The organism is Geomicrobium sp. JCM 19038 (assembly GCF_000698125.1).
Taxonomy (GTDB): domain Bacteria; phylum Bacillota; class Bacilli; order Bacillales; family Marinococcaceae; genus Geomicrobium_A.
In genome coordinates this window covers 263,729-282,325 of the sequence record NZ_BAXA01000002.1, presented here as the reverse complement: position 1 = coordinate 282,325, position 18,597 = coordinate 263,729, and the positions used below count along the sequence as shown (strand labels likewise).

Below are 18,597 nucleotides of genomic sequence, written 5' to 3'. Positions count from 1 at the left end.
TCTCCTCCTGTTCATATTAGAATAAGTCCAATATTCCTCTGAATGCAATGATACTTGCACCTACAGTTACAACCGCCGTAATCGCTCCGAAAATAATAAGCCACGTCGGATGTTTGTAATCTCCAACAATTTTCTTTTTACGTGAGGCAACGAGGATTGTCACTAAGATAATTGGCAAGATCATACCATTTAAAGCACCTGCAATAATGAGTAGCTGGACCGGTTGACCAATGAGTATGAAGATTGTAGCTGAAATCGTTATAAAACCAGCAATAAACCAGCTGTTATACTTTTCAAAGACAGGATGGAACGAACGCAAGAAGGACATACTCGTATACCCTACACCAATTACTGAACTAATGGCTGCAACGAACAATACAACACCAAACATGTAATAGCCAATATCACCAAGGCCTACAAGAAAAGCAGTAGACGCCGGGTTGTTCTCATCTAACGTGAAACCTGCACTAACGACGCCAAGGAAAGCGAGGAATAAAAAGATTCGCATAACCCCTGTCGTTAAGATTCCATATGACGCTGCACGGCTTACAAAACCAACATTCTCTTTCCCCGTTACACCCGCATCGACAAGTCGATGACCACCCGCAAATGAGATGTATCCACCTACGGTTCCCCCAACGATGGTAACAATAGGTAAAAGCAGAATCATCCAGTCTTCAGGAACGAACGTACGAATTAATGCCTCTTGATATGGGGGATCTGTTGAAAACATCACATACCCTGTCATGACAATCATGATAAGACCAAAGATCTGCATCAGCTTGTCCATGACTTTACCGTAATTCTTTATTGAGAAAATAATAATAGTAATGACTGCTGTAATCCCTGCACCTAATGCAGGCGGAAAATCAAAAAGCACGTTGAGTGCAAGGCCCGCACCACCAAGGTTTGCGATATTAAAAGCAAAGCCTCCAAAAATAATCAATCCGGCAATGACGAATCCTAAACCGGGTAACACGTTGTTCGCAATTTCTTGTCCCCGCATCCCTGAAACCGAAATGACACGCCAGATGTTTAGCTGCACACCGATATCAATAATCAATGAAACGACAATCGCGAATGCAAAGCTCGCCATAAACTGCTCTGTAAATGTCGCCGTTTGCGTAAGAAATGCCGGACCAATTGCAGAAGTAGCCATTAAAAAGATGGCACCACGCAAAAAGCGATTTCGTTCCTTATCTGTCAATTGTCGTTGTAAATTTGCCCCCATGAGCTTGTTTCCTCCTAGCGCTACAGTACACCTAGCGTTTCATTTTTTACATTCGTAATATACATATGCCCTGGAGCATGAGTGATCATACTTAAACCATTTGCCTTTGCTGCAGCCTGAGGAGTAACGCCACAAGCCCAAAACACCGGAACTTCGCCTTCTTTAATCGTTACAGCATCCCCATAATCAGGCGTTCGGATGTCATCAATACCAATAGCTTTAGGATCGCCAATATGAATCGGCGCCCCGTGAACATCTGGAAAACGTGAAGTCACTTGGACGGCACGTACCGCGTCTTGCTGTGACATCGGACGCATACTAACGACCATTGGACCACTAAAAGGTCCTGCAGGTATGGTGTCAATATTCGTTTCAAACATCGGAACATTGCACTTCTCTTCATTGTGGCGAATTGGGATGCCATTTTGTCTTAGCGCTTCTTCAAACGTAAAACTACACCCGAGCAAGAAAGCGACCGAGTCATCGGTCCAATACTCTGTCACATCGTTGACAGACTCCACGAGTTTCCCTGATTCATACACTTGATACTTCGGAAGATCCGTACGTAGATCGTTTTGATGCCCGGTCAATACTGGTTTCGGTGAGCCGACATCCGTAACGTCAAGAATTGGACATGCTCTTTTGTTACGTTCACAATAGACGAGAAAATCAAACGCATACGCTTTATCGAGAACGACAAGGTTTGCTTGAGCGTACCCGTCAGCAACGCCCGATGTTGGTGTTGTAAACGACGCACTTCTGATTTCTTTCATGACCGCTTGTCGCTCTTTCATTACACACCCGCTCCTTTTAAACATTCGTTCCAACGCAGACTAATTCCGGCTTTTCGCTCAGTCATTGATCGTTCTTGTTGTACATACAAGTCTTCTGCTTCTTTAAATGAAACAAGTTCAAAACGCATCGTTTCTGTTGGCCTCAATTGTGCCAAACGCGAAAGGTCCGCAGCAATTACTTGTGCCATGCGTGGGTAACCACCGGTCGTTTGACGATCCGCCATTAAAATCATCGGCTTCCCTTCACTTGGAACTTGCACAGTACCGAAATCAACCGCTTCTGAAAGTACGTTAAAGGCATCCTTTAATTCAAGCGTTTCCTCCGCTTCAAAACGATAGCCCATTCGATCTGATTGTGTCGTTAAGAAATACTCTGTATGAATGAGCTTCTTCTGACTATCCTCTGTAAAACGGTCCCAGTGAGTTCCTTTAAATATACGAATGCTTTGGTTCGATTCCTCATCCAATCGTAATGAATTGGCTCCCCATTTAAGTGCCTTCACGATCCCACCAGCTCGTTCTTTCATCCAATTAAAGTACGGATAATTTGTTTCTTGAATTGCCAATACGTCACCCTTTTGCAACGCTCTTCCTTCAAAGCCACCAAAGCCTGCGCGCAAATATGTACTATGACTATCCATTACTTGAGGAATATCAAAGCCACCAGCTACTGCAACGTACGCACGAATTCCGTGTTTAATTGGCTTAAATGAAAGCATTTGACCTTTAGGAATGAAAAGAGGGACACCTAAGCTGTATTCTTTTCCATCAATGACTGGTTGCATGCCCGCACCTGTAACTGCGAGTAGAGCATCGGTTTCAAACTTTAACGAGGGGCCCGCAATCGTTAGTTCAAGAGCAGCAGCAAATTCATCGTTCCCGACGAGTTGATTGGCAGTGCGTAACGAAATCGTGTCCATCGCACCACTTTGCAACACACCTTGACGCAAATAACCAAATCGACCGATGTCTTGTACTGTCGTCTGCACCCCAGGCTTTACGACTTCAACTGTCATGGCTCTTTTCACTCCTTTCCTTAAGTTCGACAAACGCGTCTTTAGAGATGGGTTTAAACGTAACTTGATCACCCGATTGCAATAAGCTTGGCACATCCCTATTTACATCAAACAACTTCAACGGTGTTTGACCTATCAATTGCCATCCTCCAGGTGTTGCCATGGGATACACACCCGTCTGATGCCCTGCAATTCCAACGGATCCTGCAGGAACCTTTTCTCGTGGCTTCGATTTTCTCGGTGTTGCAATACGTTCATTCATCCCACCGATAAAGGGAAACCCAGGCGCAAAACCAATCATATAGACTAGATACGTGCGCTCTGAGTGAAGTTGAATCACTTCATCTGTTAATAAACCATTGGCGTGCGCAACTTCTTGCAAGTCAGGGCCATATTCTCCACCGTATAAAACAGGAATTTCGATTTTATTTGCTTCTAAACTATTTTTCGTTGCGTACTCTAGCTGATCAATTCGCTCCTTTAACTCTACAATGACCTGTTGTTGAATTGTAGTTTCATTGTTCGTTTTTATAACTTTCAAAGGATTATAGAAAAACGTAATGCCAGTATAACTTGGGACCGCTTCAACATACCCCCGAAACGGTTGCTCGTCGATTACTTGCATAAACTGACTAACACGTGCATGCAGTTTTGGATCAATACCGTCACCAAATTTAACTGTTACTGCTCGTTCACTTAATTCGTAAAACTCAGCCTCTTTATATACTGCCATCAAGGACCTCCTTCACGTCTCCAGAAAGAAATTATCACTATATTAGCATAATAAACGGACGTCTCCAACGTAGTACCTTCTAATACCAGGTCATAAAAAACAGGCTAGACCAAACGGTCTAACCTGTCGGATTTACATTTGCTCCTCTTTTGTAGGGCCATAACGCTTGGCACTTGTAAGCCAGCTTGACGTAGCAATACAGTCATTTGGCCACGGTGGTGCGTCTGATGATTTACGAGCGTACGTAACAATGCTCCACGTGGAACATCTTGTCCCATCGCTTCAACCGTTTCCAACATCAAATCATCAGTAAGCTCACGCTTCACTGCCTCAACCGCATTGTCGACAGTCTGTTGGTAGCCGTCACGAATAGACGCAACTTGTGAAGGCACGTCATTGCCATCTCCAACAGAATTCACCTTCACACCAACGAGACTTAAAAAGAACGCCGGCGATGTTGCCAAATGCCAAGCTAACCAACCTAGCGAACTATGCCCTTCAACGATTGACACGTCAAGCTTCTCATCCGTAATCGCTGCAATGACTGCTGCTGTCCCACGAGATTCTTGTGTCCAATCTTGGATAAAATCTTCTACAGTTCGGTACATGAATGTATCACTCCTTGTACAGAATCATAGCGTACTGACTCTCTCCAATCAAATCCTTAGTCTTCAATCATTGACTGGTGAACAGCTGTGCCATCGACAATTACAATTAAATCAATTGGACGCTCGTCGATTGCTTCTGTTACATCTGACTCAAGTCGTTCGAATAGATCATCGTTCGCCTCATCTTCTGATACAGATAATGTAAGGTCAACATTTACAAACTCTTCGCCTTCATATACGACTAATGCTTCTTCAACTTCATCTAATTGTTCTAGCGTTTCGGCTGTATCAGCATCCGTTTCGTTGCCACCGACGCTAACGTCATCCGATTCTTCTGTCGTACTGTCATCAGCGTCTGTTTCTTCGGTCTCTTCCGTTTCAGTGTCCACATCTTCTGTCTCATCCACTTCGTCATTTCCACAAGCAACGAGTGCGATAGATAACAACCCTACGGTCATTGTCCATTTTAACGGTTTTAACATGTTGTCCACTCTCCTTATCAAACTATCCAAATTATATCGGACAAAAGTAGTGAAAACAAAGTAGGAGAACTAGATTTTCACAATCTTACAAAGAAGCTGTGTTTAGATGCGTACAAACGGGTAAAAAGAGAAGAGGAGGCGTTCCGCATGCACTTATACACATTGCACAAAAAACAAGTGTTACCACTTTCTAAGCAAGAGGCTTGGGAATTTTTCTCTGACCCTAGCAAACTATCATCCATAACACCTGGTGATATGAAGTTTGATATGAGAACTCCCATGTCTCGAGCAATGCACCCAGGAATGATTATTCACTATGACCTTAAACCGCTCCCTGCATTTCCTGTTCAATGGGTAACCGAAATTACTCACATGATCGATGAACGATTATTTGTTGATGAACAACGATTCGGCCCTTTCGTTTTTGGCATCACCAGCACCATTTTAATGATCACCCTTAGGTGTTGAAATTGAAGACATCATTCACTACGTTCTCCCTTCGGACCTCTCGGCACACTTGCTCACCGTATGTTAGTTGAGAAGCGACTCGAAGAAATATTTGAATTTCGTAAGCAACAATTATCGCAAGCATTCAGGTCATAAGCCTATGCATTGAAAAAAAGAAGCAGCTTAGTTAACGAAAACGATATGTTAACCAAGCTGTTTCTTTTCAATTTCGGACTGCTAACTTCCACGTAATAAATTGTCTACGATACTGTTCATAAGCCCATTGATCAAACTCTACCCCGCATTTATGATAAACCCAAGGTGAATCTTGATGAGGCACAATCACGTCTAATCCAGCTTTTTGAAACAAAGAAGATTGACTAACATCATAAAAATGCCAACCATCGAATTGCTCATCCCACGGTAAATCATACTGTGTTGCCATTACGAGACCATCGATTGCTTCTACTCGTTCATAACGTTGACGGGGATTTTGAAATGAAAGAACACCAATCGTATTCCTTTCTTCAATGACAACACCATATAATTCCCTCTGATGTGCGTCCCACCAGACGCCATGAGGAGGGAGATTCTTCGTTCCGCATACACCAATCATCCCTACCTCAGATGCTTCAAAGAGCGATTTCATATGATAGAGGAGCTGCTTTTCAATCATCCATGCATCTTGGTGATGATAGATTTTGTACTTTCCCTTTGCCTTACGCATCGCCTCGTTATATCCCGACACCATACTCTTCGCTTCTTTCATCACAATCTTTTCAACTGTAAATCCTTCAGGAACATAAAGTGCATCAATGTGCTTTTCACACACACGATACATGTCTTCATCATTCACGCAACAAATAAAAGAAAATACCGATGCATCGTTGCTCATACGACTCACCTCAATGATACTGTATGAATCATTGCCGTTGTCCTATCACAATACATTCGTCACGACATACAAAATCGGGAGAGTGAACGCTAATGAACACATGCTTACTACCCATGCAGCATTCGCAAGATCAACATCCAATTTGAATAATTGAGGCGGAACAAGAGACGACACCGCTGGTGGCATGGATGACAGAATGAGTACGACATAGAGAATGATTCCATTTCCATAGTTTCCAAGACCAATGAAGTAAGCAATGCTCGTCACCGTAATTGGAACGATGATGTGCTTAATAAGGGCAATCGATCCACTTGGTTTCATATGCGTTCGAACGGCACCGAGCTTCATTGAAAATCCAACAGGCACTAATAAAAGAATTGCTGAAAGCGGAACGAGAATGCTGTTAATCGTATCGTAAAATGACCCATACTCAAGTGGTGAAAAGTTAAGAAGTGCCCCAATACAAAGCGCAGAAAAGGTCACCATAATAAAGGGGTCCTTTATAATTCTCTTAATACCGGAAGAGGATGAAACGTGTCGCAATGGACCAAATGATTTCGCAATCGGATAACAAATGGCATAATACACAATTTCTTCGAATAAACGAAACAAAATCACAAACGGCAATGCTTCAATCCCGATAAAAAATACCGAAAACAACGCCCCAAAGCTCCCAAGATTAATAAAGGCGCCGGCAAGAATCATGGACCCTGTTTGCTCCCTCGTAAGACCGTGAATCTTCGAAGCGACCAGTGCCAAACCGCCACCTAGAAAAATCGTAAAGACACCAATCACAGGAAGTATTAAAAATTCTGTTTGCCTAAAGTCAACGTTCCAAAATGCACCGATTAACACAATAGGCATAAGACCGAGTAGAACGGTAAAAGTTAACACACGTAACACTTTCGCAACTGGAACCCACGCTGGCATATACCTTTTATCGTGTAAATGCGTATGCCTCTGCCAATTCCAAGCCCAAATAGAATGAGCGCAAGCACAGACAACAGTGACCCCATCTTTATCCTTCTTTCTGTAAGATCTCTCGTGAAGTTAGTAAAAATACAGAGCCATCATACGATAAATCGAAAAGACTCAGCGCTTATTCTCGCACTGAGTCCCCCCTAAATCATCAATCAAATTCAATTGGTCTAGCGATTTTGTTAATCGCACCGCCATCGACCATAATCGTTTGTCCACTTACGTAAGTGGCTTCGTCTGACGCGAGGAAAAGACATGTATTCGCAATGTCTTCAACCGTTCCAATTCTCCCCATTGGTTGGAACTTTAACGTATCTTTGAATGCTTGTTCTGGATCATCTAAAGACTCAAATGTTTTTTGTAATAATGGCGTGTCTACCGTACTTGGACCTACCGCATTAACACGAATTTGATCTTTACCATAGTCGAGCGCCATTTGTCGCGTTAGCGCTGTCATTGCGCCTTTCGCTGATGCATAAGCCGCTAGACGTGTAATGGTTTTCTCAGCGTGCCAAGAAGCGATGTTAATAATTGAACCTCCGCCTACCTTTTGCATTTCTGGAATGCTGTACTTCGAACATAGGAATGGACCGTTTAGATTAATGCCTAATAACGTTTGCCACTCTTCAAAGCTCGTATCTGTCACGCTTTTGCGAAAGTTAATCGCAGCGTTATTGACGAGAATATCGACTTTACCAAATGCTGAACTCGCTTCCTTCACGAGGTTTTGTACACTTTCTTCGTTACTGACGTCCGTGTGTACAAAAATCGCTTCTACTTTTTGTTGTTTCAATTCAGCAATTACATTCTCTCCAGCTTCTTCATTCACATCTGCAACAACGACCTTGGCTCCTTCTTGGCCAAAACGCTTTGCAATGCCAGCGCCAATTCCTTGGCTACCACCTGTAACAATCGCTACTTTGTTTTCTAACCTCATTATGATCTCTCCCATCTGTCTCCATCTATGATCGTATCACATAACCGTTTTCTACATCGCTCGCTCTTGCCTCTGCATTTCGCTTTGCAGGATCTCCGAAACCTCCACCACCTGGCAATTGAAGGGTTACAGTATCATCCGGATTAAGCGTATACAATTTTTTCGTTTCTTCAACTTCTTGATCATTTATAAATACCCTAGCTTTTTCACCTTCTAAACCACCTTCATAACCAAGGGGCGCATAGCGAGTACGTTCAAACATTAATGGCACATGGAACGGTTGGTCCGTCCGAACGCCAAATGTGATCGTTTGACCTAATCCTCCTCGGAACTCACCATCTCCTCCAGAGTTTTCTCGAAGTTCTTTCTCATAGACGAGAATTGGTGATGTGTTTTCGATAATTTCAATCGGTGTTCCTTTCACGCCTGACGGGAACGTTGTCGCATTTAGGCCATCTTTCCCTGGGCGAGCTCCAGCTCCTCCGGCATTAAATACGACGTTCGAGAAAGACTCCCCAGCCCGATCAACCCCGTGAACTTGCATTGCGAAAATCGCGGCAGCACCTTCTGCAGGGATTTTGTCTGGTAATACGGGTTGTAGCGCTCCTAATACACATACAGGTGCTAAATGACCAATAATATGTCTTGAGCCGTTGGCATTGGATGAACGGCGTTCAATACGCTACCTTCTGGAGCCGATACACTCACTGGACGAAAGCTACCTTCATTACTTGGAACGTCCGGTGCAATCGTCGCTTTTAACACGTAGTTCACATAAGCAAGTGTATAGTTAAGACAAACATTGATTGCTTTTTTACTTCCTTCAGAAGTTCCGTCGAAATCTACGTGAACCGTATCTCCTTTAACGATGAGTTTGCACTTCAAAAGAATTGGCTTTTCAGCCCCATCGCTATATAACTCATTTTCATACGTTCCGTCCGGAAGCTCTTCAATCGCTTTACGCATCGCTTTTTCAGAGATTGCAATAATCTCTTCTCCAATTGCCTCTATATCACGTAAACCAAACTCTTCTAACGTTTCCCTTAAACGGCTAATTGCCACTTCTTGAGCAACCACTTGGGCACGCAAATCGCCAATCACTTGATAAGGGGCACGGACATTGGCACGAATGAGCGTAAGTAACGTTTCATTTACGACACCTCGCTCGTACATTTTCATGTACGGCAAATGTAAGCCTTCTTCGTATATACTCTCGCCCTCTGGGCTGAATCCACGTCCACCTACATCAGAAACATGACACGTAGAGGCAAAATATCCAATCAGTGACTCTTTGTAAAACACCGGTGTAACGATCGTTACATCGAGCAAATGACCGGATATTTCATACGGATTATTACCGATTAATACGTCGCCGTCTTTAAGCTTTGTTGTATCGACATTCTTCAAGAAATGACGGACACCTGTTGCCATTGAGTTAATATGACCCGGTGTTCCAGTATTCGCTTGTGCGATCATATCACCTGCTTGATTGAACAACCCTGCAGACAAGTCATTGGCATCTGATAGAATGCTTGTAAAAGACGTACGAATGAGCGTTTTTGCTTGTTCTTCTAACAAAGTGACAAGCCGATTCCAAATCACTTCCAATTGAATCGGATCAAACACTTCTTGCTTTTTCGTGTTCGCCAACAAAAACGCCTCCTTTGGCAGTTTTTCGATGTAGCTTCACATTGTAGTATTGATCAACCGATACTCGGAAACTCGGCGGAACGACGAGCGTTGATTCACGTTCCTCAATGATGGCCGGTCCATCAATATCCACGTCTGGATTTAAATCATTACGTTCGTAGACATTCGTTTCAAACCAACCATCAAAATAAACATGTCTTGTGGACTTCGGTTCAACGATAACGTCGCCTCCTTCGGCTTGTTCGAGTGTGAGTTCAGGATCTGGACCTTCCACAACTACACGCCAGTTCAACGTTTCAATGACCATATCTTCATTTGCTTCAGCGTAAAGCTCGCGATAAGCTTGCTTAAAATTGTTTACAATGTCTTCTTTGGAACCTTCAGTTAACGTTCCGTTCGGAATGGATACAGTAATTTCATGGGTTTGTCCTTTGTATTTCATTTCCGCTTTTCGAACAATAGAGATCTGCTCTGATACGCCTGCACGCTTAAGAAGCTCGTACCCCTCTGCTTCCATTTCATTTAAAAGACTCATTACATGTGTCCAGTCTAAATCATCTAAACGACTGTAAAAACTTCGTACGAAATCAAACGCAAGTGGGGACGTTAAAAAGCCAAATGCAGAGTTAACGCCTGCACCAACAGGATGAACAATCGTATCGACACCGAGAATTTCAGCGACATTGCCGACATGAACAGGACCTGCTCCTCCTGAAGCAAACAACCCGTACTTGCGAACGTCTTTGCCTTTCTCTACTGCATGGATTCGAGCCGCACTTGCCATATTCTCATTGACGAGTTGATGAATTCCCCATGCAGCTTCGATCGTGGACATTCCGAGTGGCTCTGCGACTTTTTTCCGGATTGCTTCCTTTGCTTTGTCCACGCTAAGATTCATTTCTCCACCAAGAAAATAATCGGGGTTCAAATAGCCAAGAACGAGATCCGCATCAGTAACTGTAGGTTCTAATCCACCAAGATTGTAACTAGCTGGACCTGGCTTACTGCTAGCACTTTCTGGACCTACCTTTAGTAATCCAAGTCGGTTCACGTGGGCAATACTTCCGCCACCCGCTCCAATTTCAATCATTTCAACAACAGGTACTTTTACGGGCATGCCACTGCCTTTCATAAAGCGATCTGCTCGTCCTACCTCAAATTCAGTCGTCGTAAGCGGTACCCCTTCATCAACGAGACTTGCTTTTGCAGTCGTACCTCCCATATCAAACACAATGAGAGAGTTCTCTTTTGCCTGCTTACTATAATGGGCACCTGAAATGGTTCCACCTACTGGGCCTGATTCTAAAATACGAATTGGAAACTTCGCTGCTGTTTCTAGCGTACACGTACCACCACCAGAGAGCATCATGAGGAATGTACCTTTAAAACCTTTTTCCACTAAAGCACGTTCTAAACTCCCTAAGTAACGTTCCACAAGCGGTTTTACAAATACGTTGGCAACGGTCGTAGAAGACCGTTGGTACTCGCGAATTTCTGGGGACACTTCTGACGAAATGGAAACGTGTAGTTGTGGCGCAATTCGTTCTGCGATTTCTTTCACTTTCTTTTCGTGAAGATCGTTGCGATAACTATGTAAGAAACAGACAGCAACCGCTTCAACACCTTCGTGAACGAACTGTTGCAACGTCTCTTCTACTTCTTGCTCATCCAGCTTCGTCAAGACGCTCCCATCACTCGTTAACCGCTCAGTAACCGTCTTCCTTAACGCACGTGGTACGAGTGGTTTCGGGTTATCGACCATTAAATCATACAAATCATAGCGACTCTCAGTTGCAATTTCCAATTGATCGCGAAACCCTTTCGTCGTAATTAACCCTGTTTTTGCACCTTTACGTTCAATCAGTGCATTGACGACGAGCGTTGTTCCATGAATAATACTTTCAAGTTGGTCATAACGCCAACCGTGCTTTTCCATATTCTCTTGTAACCCGTTAATAAATCCTTCGGAAGGGTCAGGGTAGGTTGTTAACGTCTTTCCAAAGAACCTCTTCCCATCGCTCGTTAAGAACACAAAGTCTGTAAACGTTCCACCAATGTCAACACCAGCTCGAATTGTAACCATTAGACACATCCTTTGTTAAATAACCGTGATTACCTACTATTTCGCTAAAGTTGTCGAATATCCTTTTAAACTTTGTTTCTCGTGAAACATTTATTGACTTTTCCTTAACCGTCCATTACGATTACAGTATCAAAGGGGAGTAGCTCCTCACTAAAGTCGTCATGACGGGAATATAATCGCCCCGGCTTTAGTGCAGTCATTATTTGACTGTCGCAAGACCTTTGCCACTATGGGCGAGGTCTATGAAATGACCAATTACTGACCTTCGCCGATTACGGCGAAGGTCTTTTTTCATGGACTCATAGACTTCGTATACAAAAAAGGAGCAAAACTCACATGGACGTAGCATTACTAGTTGAATATGGTTGGGTATTAATCGTCTTAATTGCGCTAGAAGGTATCTTGGCGGCAGATAACGCGGTTGTTCTTGCAATGATGGTCAAACACTTACCAGAAAAACAACGAAAAAGAGCGCTGTTCTATGGACTTGCAGGCGCTTTTATCTTCCGACTTGCAGCCCTTGCCTTCGTGGCCGTGTTAATTAATGTGTGGCAAGTTCAAGCAATCGGGGCACTTTATCTCATCTTCTTAACAGTGAACCACTTCTTCAAACGATTTGTACGTCAGAAAACGTCAGAAGAAAAACCGAAAAAAGAACCGAAAAAGTCAGGCTTTTGGATGACTGTTCTCAAAGTAGAACTCGCTGATATTGCTTTTGCGGTTGATAGTATCCTTGCAGCAGTTGCCCTTGCTATGACATTGACACCGACAGGATGGTTCTCTGTTGGCCCATTAGACGGTGCACAATTCATCGTCGTCTTTATTGGTGGATTAACCGGTGTCATTATTATGCGTTTTGCTGCTGGATTCTTTATAAAGGTCCTCCATTCAAGACCAGGACTTGAAAACGGTGCGTATTTAATCGTTGGATGGGTCGGTGTAAAGCTCGCTGTGTTTACGTTAGCGCACCCGAGTCTCGCCGTTTTGCCTGAACATTTCCCTGAAAGCACCGTTTGGAAGCTGATCTTCTGGGGAGTGATGGGACTAATCATCGTCCTTAGCTGGATTCTTTCAGGTCCGCGTTTTCAAAAGACTCATCACCTAGAGCAATAATACACAAATCAACAAGTAGAGCTCAGGCAACCTTATGCCTGAGCTCTTTCTATTGAATGCTAACTATTAAATGAGGGAAGATTCCGATTAACAGAACAACTTCCTAATGTTTGACAGTTCTTGCGAATATACTTAAGATTAATAATTAATTATAGATTTTTTCATTTTATTTCATAATGTATGAGGGGGGTCTCCATGAATACGACTTTCAATCACGTTAAACCTTTATATGAACAAGCTTATGATCTCGTGAAAAGACTGATCCTCTACGGAAAAATCGCCCCGGGCGAAAAGGTCATCGTTGCCAAATTAGCAGACGACTTAAACATAAGTCGAACACCACTTCGAGAAGCGTTTCGGCAACTGCTAAAAGAACAGCTCGTTACCGTAGACCGTAATGGTGTGTTGCGCGTCATTGACCTTGAGTTTGACGATTTAGACGCTTTGTATGATTGTCGGAAAATTACTGAAAAAGAGTTCATCGCAAATATTACGACCTCAATTAGCGACGCGAATCTTTTACGCATTGAGCAGCAAATTGACTACGCAAAACAGTTATCTAATGAGCAACCGGATGAATGCATCGAGTTTTTTGTGAACGTTTACTCGATCCTCATCAACGCCTGTACGAACAGACGCCTTGCTCAGCTCGTACAATCGGTTCACTCGTTACTACTTATTTATGTTGCGCCTACAATCAGAGAATCATTTACTGAACGTATAACCGAACAAGAACAGCTGCTTTTTGCGATGCAATCACGCGACGAATCAAAGGCAATTCAAGCGATTACTTCGATCATTGAATCCGAACGAAATCGAGGAATTGTTTACTTGAATGAGCGCACACTAGAAACATAACTTGACTGTAGAAACTCCTTGTCCAGGTGGCGAACGTTCGTGCCACCTGCAAGTGCTAACGTTAAATCAACATCCGCAACTAATTGCTTGAATAACGCTTCAACACCCTCTTCCCCTCCTACAGCCAATGCATACATAGACGGCCTACCGACAAGGACAGCAGTCGCCCCTAGCGCAAGAGCTTTCAATACGTCTGCACCTCTTCGAATTCCACTATCCATCAAAATCGGAACTCTCCCTTGGACGACTTCTGCAATTTCTGGCAATGCATCGATTGCCGTAATTGAGCCATCGACTTGTCTACCACCATGGTTTGAGACAATAATTCCGTCTACATGGCCTTCAACTGCAAGCTTCGCATCTTCAGGGTGTAGGATTCCTTTTAGAATGATCGGAAGTGTTGTATGTTGCCTTATAAACGACAAGTCTTCCCATGTAAGCGTTGCATTCCCAAACACTTTAGACCATTGTTCAATGGCAGCTTGAGGGTCCTCTTCAGGTGGCTTTTCTAATTTTGCACGAAAAGCAGGATCAGACAGATAATTCGCAACACCTTCACCTTTTAGAAACGGCAAATAGGCATTCGTCAGGTCTTTCTCACGCCAAGCCATCATTGGAGTGTCTAACGTTATCACAATTGCCGAGTAACCAGCACGCTCAGCACGTTGTAAAAAGCTTGCAGCAATCTCTGCATCGCGGCTCCAATAAAGTTGAAACCAGCGCGGCTGATCTCCCATTGCTTTTGCAATGTCCTCTAACGTAGTCGAAGCTGCTGAACTAGCAATGTAAGGGACACCAAGCTTAGCACAAGCTCGGCAGAACCAAGCTCTTTGTCTTCATGGATAATGGATTGGACACCAATCGGTGCATGCAAAACTGGAAACGGGTACGTATGTCCAAATAATTCTACTGAAAGATCACGCTCTTCAACGTTACGAAACATTCTTGGAACGATGTTGTACGCTTTAAAGCGATCAACGTTTTCTTGAACAGTGTAGTCACTACCTGCCCCGCCTGCAATATAATCAAATGCTTCACTCGTCAGCTTTTCACTAGCGCCTTTTACCCAATCCTCAAATTGGATTGGAAAGGGATCGGTTTGTTGTGATTGATAAATTGCAAACTGAACTTCGTTTCCAACATTCCTCACGAAAATGTGCCTCCAATAACCAACTTTCCATAAGTCGAACGATTCCCTAATGCCGTTAATGCGCTAGGAACTTCATCAAAAGGGAACACGTTGTAAAGGAGTGGTTTAATGTCACCTTTTTCATAAAGCCTGCACAATTCTTCATGAATATCATGAACACCCTCTGGATACAGTCGTGCATAATAACCCCAATGTACGCCTACGAGGGAATAATTTTTGACGAGAGCATGATTCATCGGTGCTTCTGGGATCGTCCCACCTGCAAACCCAACGATAAGAATTCGACCATTAAAGGCAATGCATTTCCTTGAACGATCAAACACATGACCACCGACAGGGTCATAGATGACGTCTGCACCTTTTCCATTCGTTAAATCTTTCACTCGTTGAACGAAGTCTTCTTCTTTGTAATCGATGGCGTAATCAGCGCCTTGCTCTAAACATTGGTTTACTTTCTCTTCACCACCTGCGGTTGCAATGACAGTAGCGCCTTGGCTTTTACCTAGTTGAATCGCTGCTGAACCTACGCCACCAGCTCCCGCATGGACAAGAAGTACTTCTCCTGGTTGTAACTTCGCACGGTGGTGTAGTGCATAATACGACGTTTGATACGTAATAAACAATGCCGATGCTTCTTCATAGGACATCGATTCCGGAACTGCAAATACTTCATCTTCCCCGACTACGACAAACTCTGCTAAACCACCGTTAGGCAATTTCGGGCGCGCCAACACCTTTTGCCCAACGTTCCACTTACTGCCTTCGTCTGCTTCGACAATTGTTCCTGAGATCTCTGCCCCTGGTGTAAAAGGAAGGGGCGGCTTTTCCTGATATTTCCCTTGGCAGAGTAGAATATCAAAAAAGTTCAAAGCGGCTGCCTTCGTATCAATAAGAAGCTGTCCTTTTGTGCGAAGCGGTTTCTCATCTTCTTTTAAGACGAGCGCCTCAGTAGGGTCTGCTAACGTTTCTACGATCCATTTTTTCATTGTTAAGATCCTCCCTTATCGTTTAAATGCGGCTGCGCCGTCATCTACGTAGTGAACATGTGCATTTAAAAATGATGCATCATCACTTGCTAAAAAAGTAACAAGTTTGGCAACATCATCAGGTTGACCTGCTTTTCGACGCATCTGCGCCCGTTCAATTTGCTCCCAGACCTCTGGTTGATTTCTCCAATCCGTAACGATCCCTGTTTCAATCAACCCAGGAGCAATTGCGTTCACTCGAATGTTGTATTTCGCCAAGTCAAACGCAGCTGACTTTGTCATTGAAACAACCGCTCCTTTACTCGCATGATACGAGATGCGATTGCGATCAGCGATAAATGCATAGATTGATGCCGTATTAATAATGACTCCTCCATCTTCTTTCATTGCATTTCCAGCTGCCTTAATTCCAAAGAAAACACCGTATTGATTAACTGCAATCGTTTTATCATAGTCTTCAATGGACATATCCAACACACTCGTTGGTTTTGTCCCAGTGCCAGCGTTGTTGAACATAATGTCCAATTTCCCATACTGCTCTACTGCAACATCAACCGCATTTTGAACGGCATCAAAACTCGTGACGTCTGTTTGAACGAACGTTGCCTTTCCACCTGATTCAGTAATTAATTCTTCCGTCTCTTTACCGCTACGTTCATTCAGCTCTGCAACGATGACAGATGCCCCTTCTGCTGCAAAACGAATTGCCGTTGCACGTCCAATACCTGATCCTGCACCCGTAACGACGGCAACTTTATGCTCTAATTTCATCTCGTAACCTCCATTCCATTTATGAATACGCTTTCTATTTTAATAATTCGATCAATTTAGACGGGATTCCTTCTCCTTTTCAAACTCTGTCCGATCGTTTTAACAAAATAAAAAACGCAATTCGCCTCGATCCCGAATTACGCTTTCTTTCTTACAGTTGATGAATCTTCTGAGCTTATACGCCATTAGAAGCGATTGCAATTGTTCAATTGTTTTTGTGTAGTGGTCAATATACACGACTTCATTTGGTTGATGAGCCGTGACTCCTTCAATTCCACTCCACACGATAATCGGGAAATCACTCGTTCCCATTTGATACCTTGAACCGTCCGTATAGCCTGACATCCCGAACGTACGACTATAAAGATGTTCACAAGCGAATTCTACGAACTGGTGATGATCGTCTGTTTCTAATGGGGGCAGGTCATTAATGACTTCTACACTCGCTTGCAATTCAGGGTGCTGGGCTCTTACATGTTGAATATGATCCTTAATGTCTTGGACGATTGATGCGTGACTTTGACCTGGCAATGTACGAATGTCAATCTCAACGCTACTTTGGTCAGGAACCATGTTCGTAGTCTTACCGCCGTTCATCACATTAAAGCTAAATGATGGTTGCCCTAACTTTTCATCATTCTCATCAAAATGAAGGGCATGTTGTAGCTCATTCACAATGGAAATTAAATGAATCAACGCATTGACTCCACGCTCAGGCTTGGAGCCGTGTGCAGTCTTTCCATGTGTCGTAATTCTTAGCCATAATGCACCTTTGTGAGACGTAATGACCCTACCGTTTGTAGGTTCTGTAATGATCATTGCACTCAAGCAATCCGTGTAACCTTCTTCGGTTAATTGCTTAGCACCTACCGCCCCCCGTTCTTCTCCAATTGAGGCAAAGAGCTTAAGATCAAATGGAAGCTTTATTCCTTCATGTTTAATTCGACATAGAACGGCTACAGCAGCCATTAAGCCACTCTTCATATCACATGCACCTCTAGCATAAATCCTCCCATCAACTTCTACTGGGTCAAAAGGAAGAGAATCCCACGGTACTTCTCCAGATGGTACCACATCCATATGTCCTGATAATCCAATCACTTCATCGGTTGAACCATCTCCAGGCAGCGTTGCGATGAGGTTCGTACGTCCTGCACTATGAGCAATTGCTGTCGTTTCAATGCCATACTCTGTAAAAATGAACTGAAGCTTGTTTGCTACAAGTTCTTCATTACCAGGTGGATTTGAAGTATCCATTTCTAAAACTTCCTTCAGTGCTTGTATGGCTATCGAGTCATTGATCACGCTTCCAGCTCCTTTATAAATTGCTCTTTAAAATGTTCTTTCTGTTCATTAGTAAATGGCTTAGGTCCACGAACTCTTTGCTTGCTCCTTCTTCGTTTCGCTGATTGATGGCGTTCAAATAACATCGCATCAATTCGATCTTTAGAATAGAAAAAACCCGTATGGTGCAACACCTTACAATTCTTCTCAAGCGCTAAAGCCGCAAGACCATAATCTTGCGTAATAATAATGTCACCAGGCACTGCTAGCTGTACGATCTTATAATCAGCCGAATCATTACCTGGATCAACATAAATGACTTCGGCCTCTTGCTCGACATTTGAGTAGTGGGCGTAGCTTTTCACGAGGATCACGTCTTTTCCTCGCTTCGCTGATTCTTCAATAACGACATCTTGCACGGGACAAGCATCAGCATCAATGATGATCTTCATTGCTCTTTTCCTTTCTCTTTCATTAACGTCTTCTTTAACCATCTATCATCTATACAATTCATGGATTATCTTTTTATTTATTCCCGATTCCATAAAAAGAGAAACAAACCGCCTCCAATTAAATTGGCA

The 18,597-nt window shown here is 43.3% G+C and carries 19 protein-coding genes and 1 pseudogene; 3 read left to right on the top strand and 17 right to left on the bottom strand.

Annotated features, from left to right (window positions below; genetic code table 11):
• Positions 1-16: 16 nt before the first annotated feature.
• The 6 genes from JCM19038_RS04165 to JCM19038_RS04140 all read right to left on the bottom strand — a co-directional run bounded on the left by JCM19038_RS04165 (position 17) and on the right by JCM19038_RS04140 (position 4,864).
• The gene (locus JCM19038_RS04165) at positions 17-1,231 is read right to left on the bottom strand and encodes an NRAMP family divalent metal transporter (RefSeq protein ID WP_042358210.1); all 1,215 of its coding nucleotides are present in this window, start codon (positions 1,229-1,231) and stop codon (positions 17-19) included.
• 20 nt (positions 1,232-1,251) lie between these two features.
• A complete protein-coding gene (locus tag JCM19038_RS04160) occupies positions 1,252-2,025 on the bottom strand; it encodes a putative hydro-lyase (protein WP_152549329.1) in 774 nt (257 codons plus the stop codon).
• Positions 2,025-3,041 (bottom strand): biotin-dependent carboxyltransferase family protein, encoded by a 1,017-nt coding sequence (locus tag JCM19038_RS04155; protein WP_042414845.1) that lies wholly within the window; start codon positions 3,039-3,041, stop codon positions 2,025-2,027. Before JCM19038_RS04155 ends, JCM19038_RS04160 begins: the two co-directional genes overlap by 1 nt.
• Positions 3,031-3,774 (bottom strand): 5-oxoprolinase subunit PxpB, encoded by a 744-nt coding sequence (gene pxpB / locus JCM19038_RS04150; RefSeq protein WP_042414842.1) that lies wholly within the window; start codon positions 3,772-3,774, stop codon positions 3,031-3,033. The genes JCM19038_RS04155 and pxpB overlap by 11 nt, the downstream gene beginning before the upstream one ends.
• Positions 3,775-3,878: 104 nt before the next feature.
• Positions 3,879-4,382 (bottom strand): DinB family protein, encoded by a 504-nt coding sequence (locus JCM19038_RS04145; protein WP_042414839.1) that lies wholly within the window; start codon positions 4,380-4,382, stop codon positions 3,879-3,881.
• Between the two features lie 56 nt (positions 4,383-4,438).
• Entirely contained in the window at positions 4,439-4,864 is a 426-nt protein-coding gene (locus JCM19038_RS04140) for a hypothetical protein (RefSeq protein ID WP_042358205.1), read from the bottom strand.
• 147 nt (positions 4,865-5,011) lie between these two features.
• Between JCM19038_RS04140 and JCM19038_RS04135 the strand changes: the two genes are divergently transcribed.
• Positions 5,012-5,332: a hypothetical protein gene (locus tag JCM19038_RS04135; protein ID WP_202963040.1), complete on the top strand. Its 321-nt coding sequence runs from the start codon at positions 5,012-5,014 to the stop codon at positions 5,330-5,332.
• A 202-nt stretch (positions 5,333-5,534) separates the two neighbouring features.
• Here the strand turns inward: JCM19038_RS04135 and JCM19038_RS04130 are convergent, their stop codons facing one another.
• The 6 genes from JCM19038_RS04130 to JCM19038_RS04110 all read right to left on the bottom strand — a co-directional run bounded on the left by JCM19038_RS04130 (position 5,535) and on the right by JCM19038_RS04110 (position 11,854).
• Positions 5,535-6,206, bottom strand: coding sequence for a glycosyltransferase family protein (locus JCM19038_RS04130; protein WP_042414836.1), 672 nt, complete (start codon positions 6,204-6,206; stop codon positions 5,535-5,537).
• 45 nt (positions 6,207-6,251) lie between these two features.
• Positions 6,252-7,136 carry an AEC family transporter gene (locus JCM19038_RS04125; protein WP_042414833.1) on the bottom strand — a complete coding sequence of 295 codons (885 nt, stop codon included), beginning with the start codon at positions 7,134-7,136 and terminating at the stop codon, positions 6,252-6,254.
• Between the two features lie 199 nt (positions 7,137-7,335).
• Positions 7,336-8,121 (bottom strand): SDR family NAD(P)-dependent oxidoreductase, encoded by a 786-nt coding sequence (locus tag JCM19038_RS04120; protein ID WP_042414829.1) that lies wholly within the window; start codon positions 8,119-8,121, stop codon positions 7,336-7,338.
• 25 nt (positions 8,122-8,146) lie between these two features.
• Complete coding sequence (locus JCM19038_RS24220) at positions 8,147-8,758, bottom strand: hydantoinase B/oxoprolinase family protein (RefSeq protein ID WP_255343343.1); 612 nt, start codon at positions 8,756-8,758, stop codon at positions 8,147-8,149.
• Positions 8,746-9,771 carry a hydantoinase B/oxoprolinase family protein gene (locus JCM19038_RS24215; RefSeq protein WP_193745031.1) on the bottom strand — a complete coding sequence of 342 codons (1,026 nt, stop codon included), beginning with the start codon at positions 9,769-9,771 and terminating at the stop codon, positions 8,746-8,748. The genes JCM19038_RS24220 and JCM19038_RS24215 overlap by 13 nt, the downstream gene beginning before the upstream one ends.
• On the bottom strand, positions 9,740-11,854 hold the full coding sequence (locus tag JCM19038_RS04110; protein WP_042414826.1) for a hydantoinase/oxoprolinase family protein: 2,115 nt from the start codon (positions 11,852-11,854) through the stop codon (positions 9,740-9,742). Before JCM19038_RS04110 ends, JCM19038_RS24215 begins: the two co-directional genes overlap by 32 nt.
• Before the next feature lie 336 nt (positions 11,855-12,190).
• Here JCM19038_RS04110 and JCM19038_RS04105 point away from each other — a divergent pair, with 336 nt between their 5' ends.
• On the top strand, positions 12,191-12,967 hold the full coding sequence (locus JCM19038_RS04105; RefSeq protein ID WP_042414823.1) for a TerC family protein: 777 nt from the start codon (positions 12,191-12,193) through the stop codon (positions 12,965-12,967).
• Positions 12,968-13,162: 195 nt separating this feature from the next.
• Positions 13,163-13,825 carry a GntR family transcriptional regulator gene (locus JCM19038_RS20365; RefSeq protein ID WP_052361052.1) on the top strand — a complete coding sequence of 221 codons (663 nt, stop codon included), beginning with the start codon at positions 13,163-13,165 and terminating at the stop codon, positions 13,823-13,825.
• Here the strand turns inward: JCM19038_RS20365 and JCM19038_RS04095 are convergent.
• The 5 genes and pseudogenes from JCM19038_RS04095 to JCM19038_RS04075 all read right to left on the bottom strand — a co-directional run bounded on the left by JCM19038_RS04095 (position 13,795) and on the right by JCM19038_RS04075 (position 18,468).
• Positions 13,795-14,975: pseudogene (locus tag JCM19038_RS04095) on the bottom strand (lactate 2-monooxygenase). The gene JCM19038_RS20365 and the pseudogene JCM19038_RS04095 overlap by 31 nt on opposite strands.
• Positions 14,972-15,961 carry an NADPH:quinone oxidoreductase family protein gene (locus JCM19038_RS04090; protein WP_042414820.1) on the bottom strand — a complete coding sequence of 330 codons (990 nt, stop codon included), beginning with the start codon at positions 15,959-15,961 and terminating at the stop codon, positions 14,972-14,974. Before JCM19038_RS04090 ends, JCM19038_RS04095 begins: the two are co-directional and overlap by 4 nt.
• A gap of 15 nt (positions 15,962-15,976) precedes the next feature.
• A complete protein-coding gene (locus JCM19038_RS04085; protein ID WP_042414817.1) occupies positions 15,977-16,732 on the bottom strand; it encodes an SDR family NAD(P)-dependent oxidoreductase in 756 nt (251 codons plus the stop codon).
• Positions 16,733-16,831: 99 nt separating this feature from the next.
• Complete coding sequence (locus JCM19038_RS04080) at positions 16,832-18,037, bottom strand: ArgE/DapE family deacylase (RefSeq protein ID WP_052361051.1); 1,206 nt, start codon at positions 18,035-18,037, stop codon at positions 16,832-16,834.
• Complete coding sequence (locus JCM19038_RS04075) at positions 18,034-18,468, bottom strand: YaiI/YqxD family protein (protein WP_042414812.1); 435 nt, start codon at positions 18,466-18,468, stop codon at positions 18,034-18,036. Before JCM19038_RS04075 ends, JCM19038_RS04080 begins: the two co-directional genes overlap by 4 nt.
• Positions 18,469-18,597: the final 129 nt, after the last annotated feature.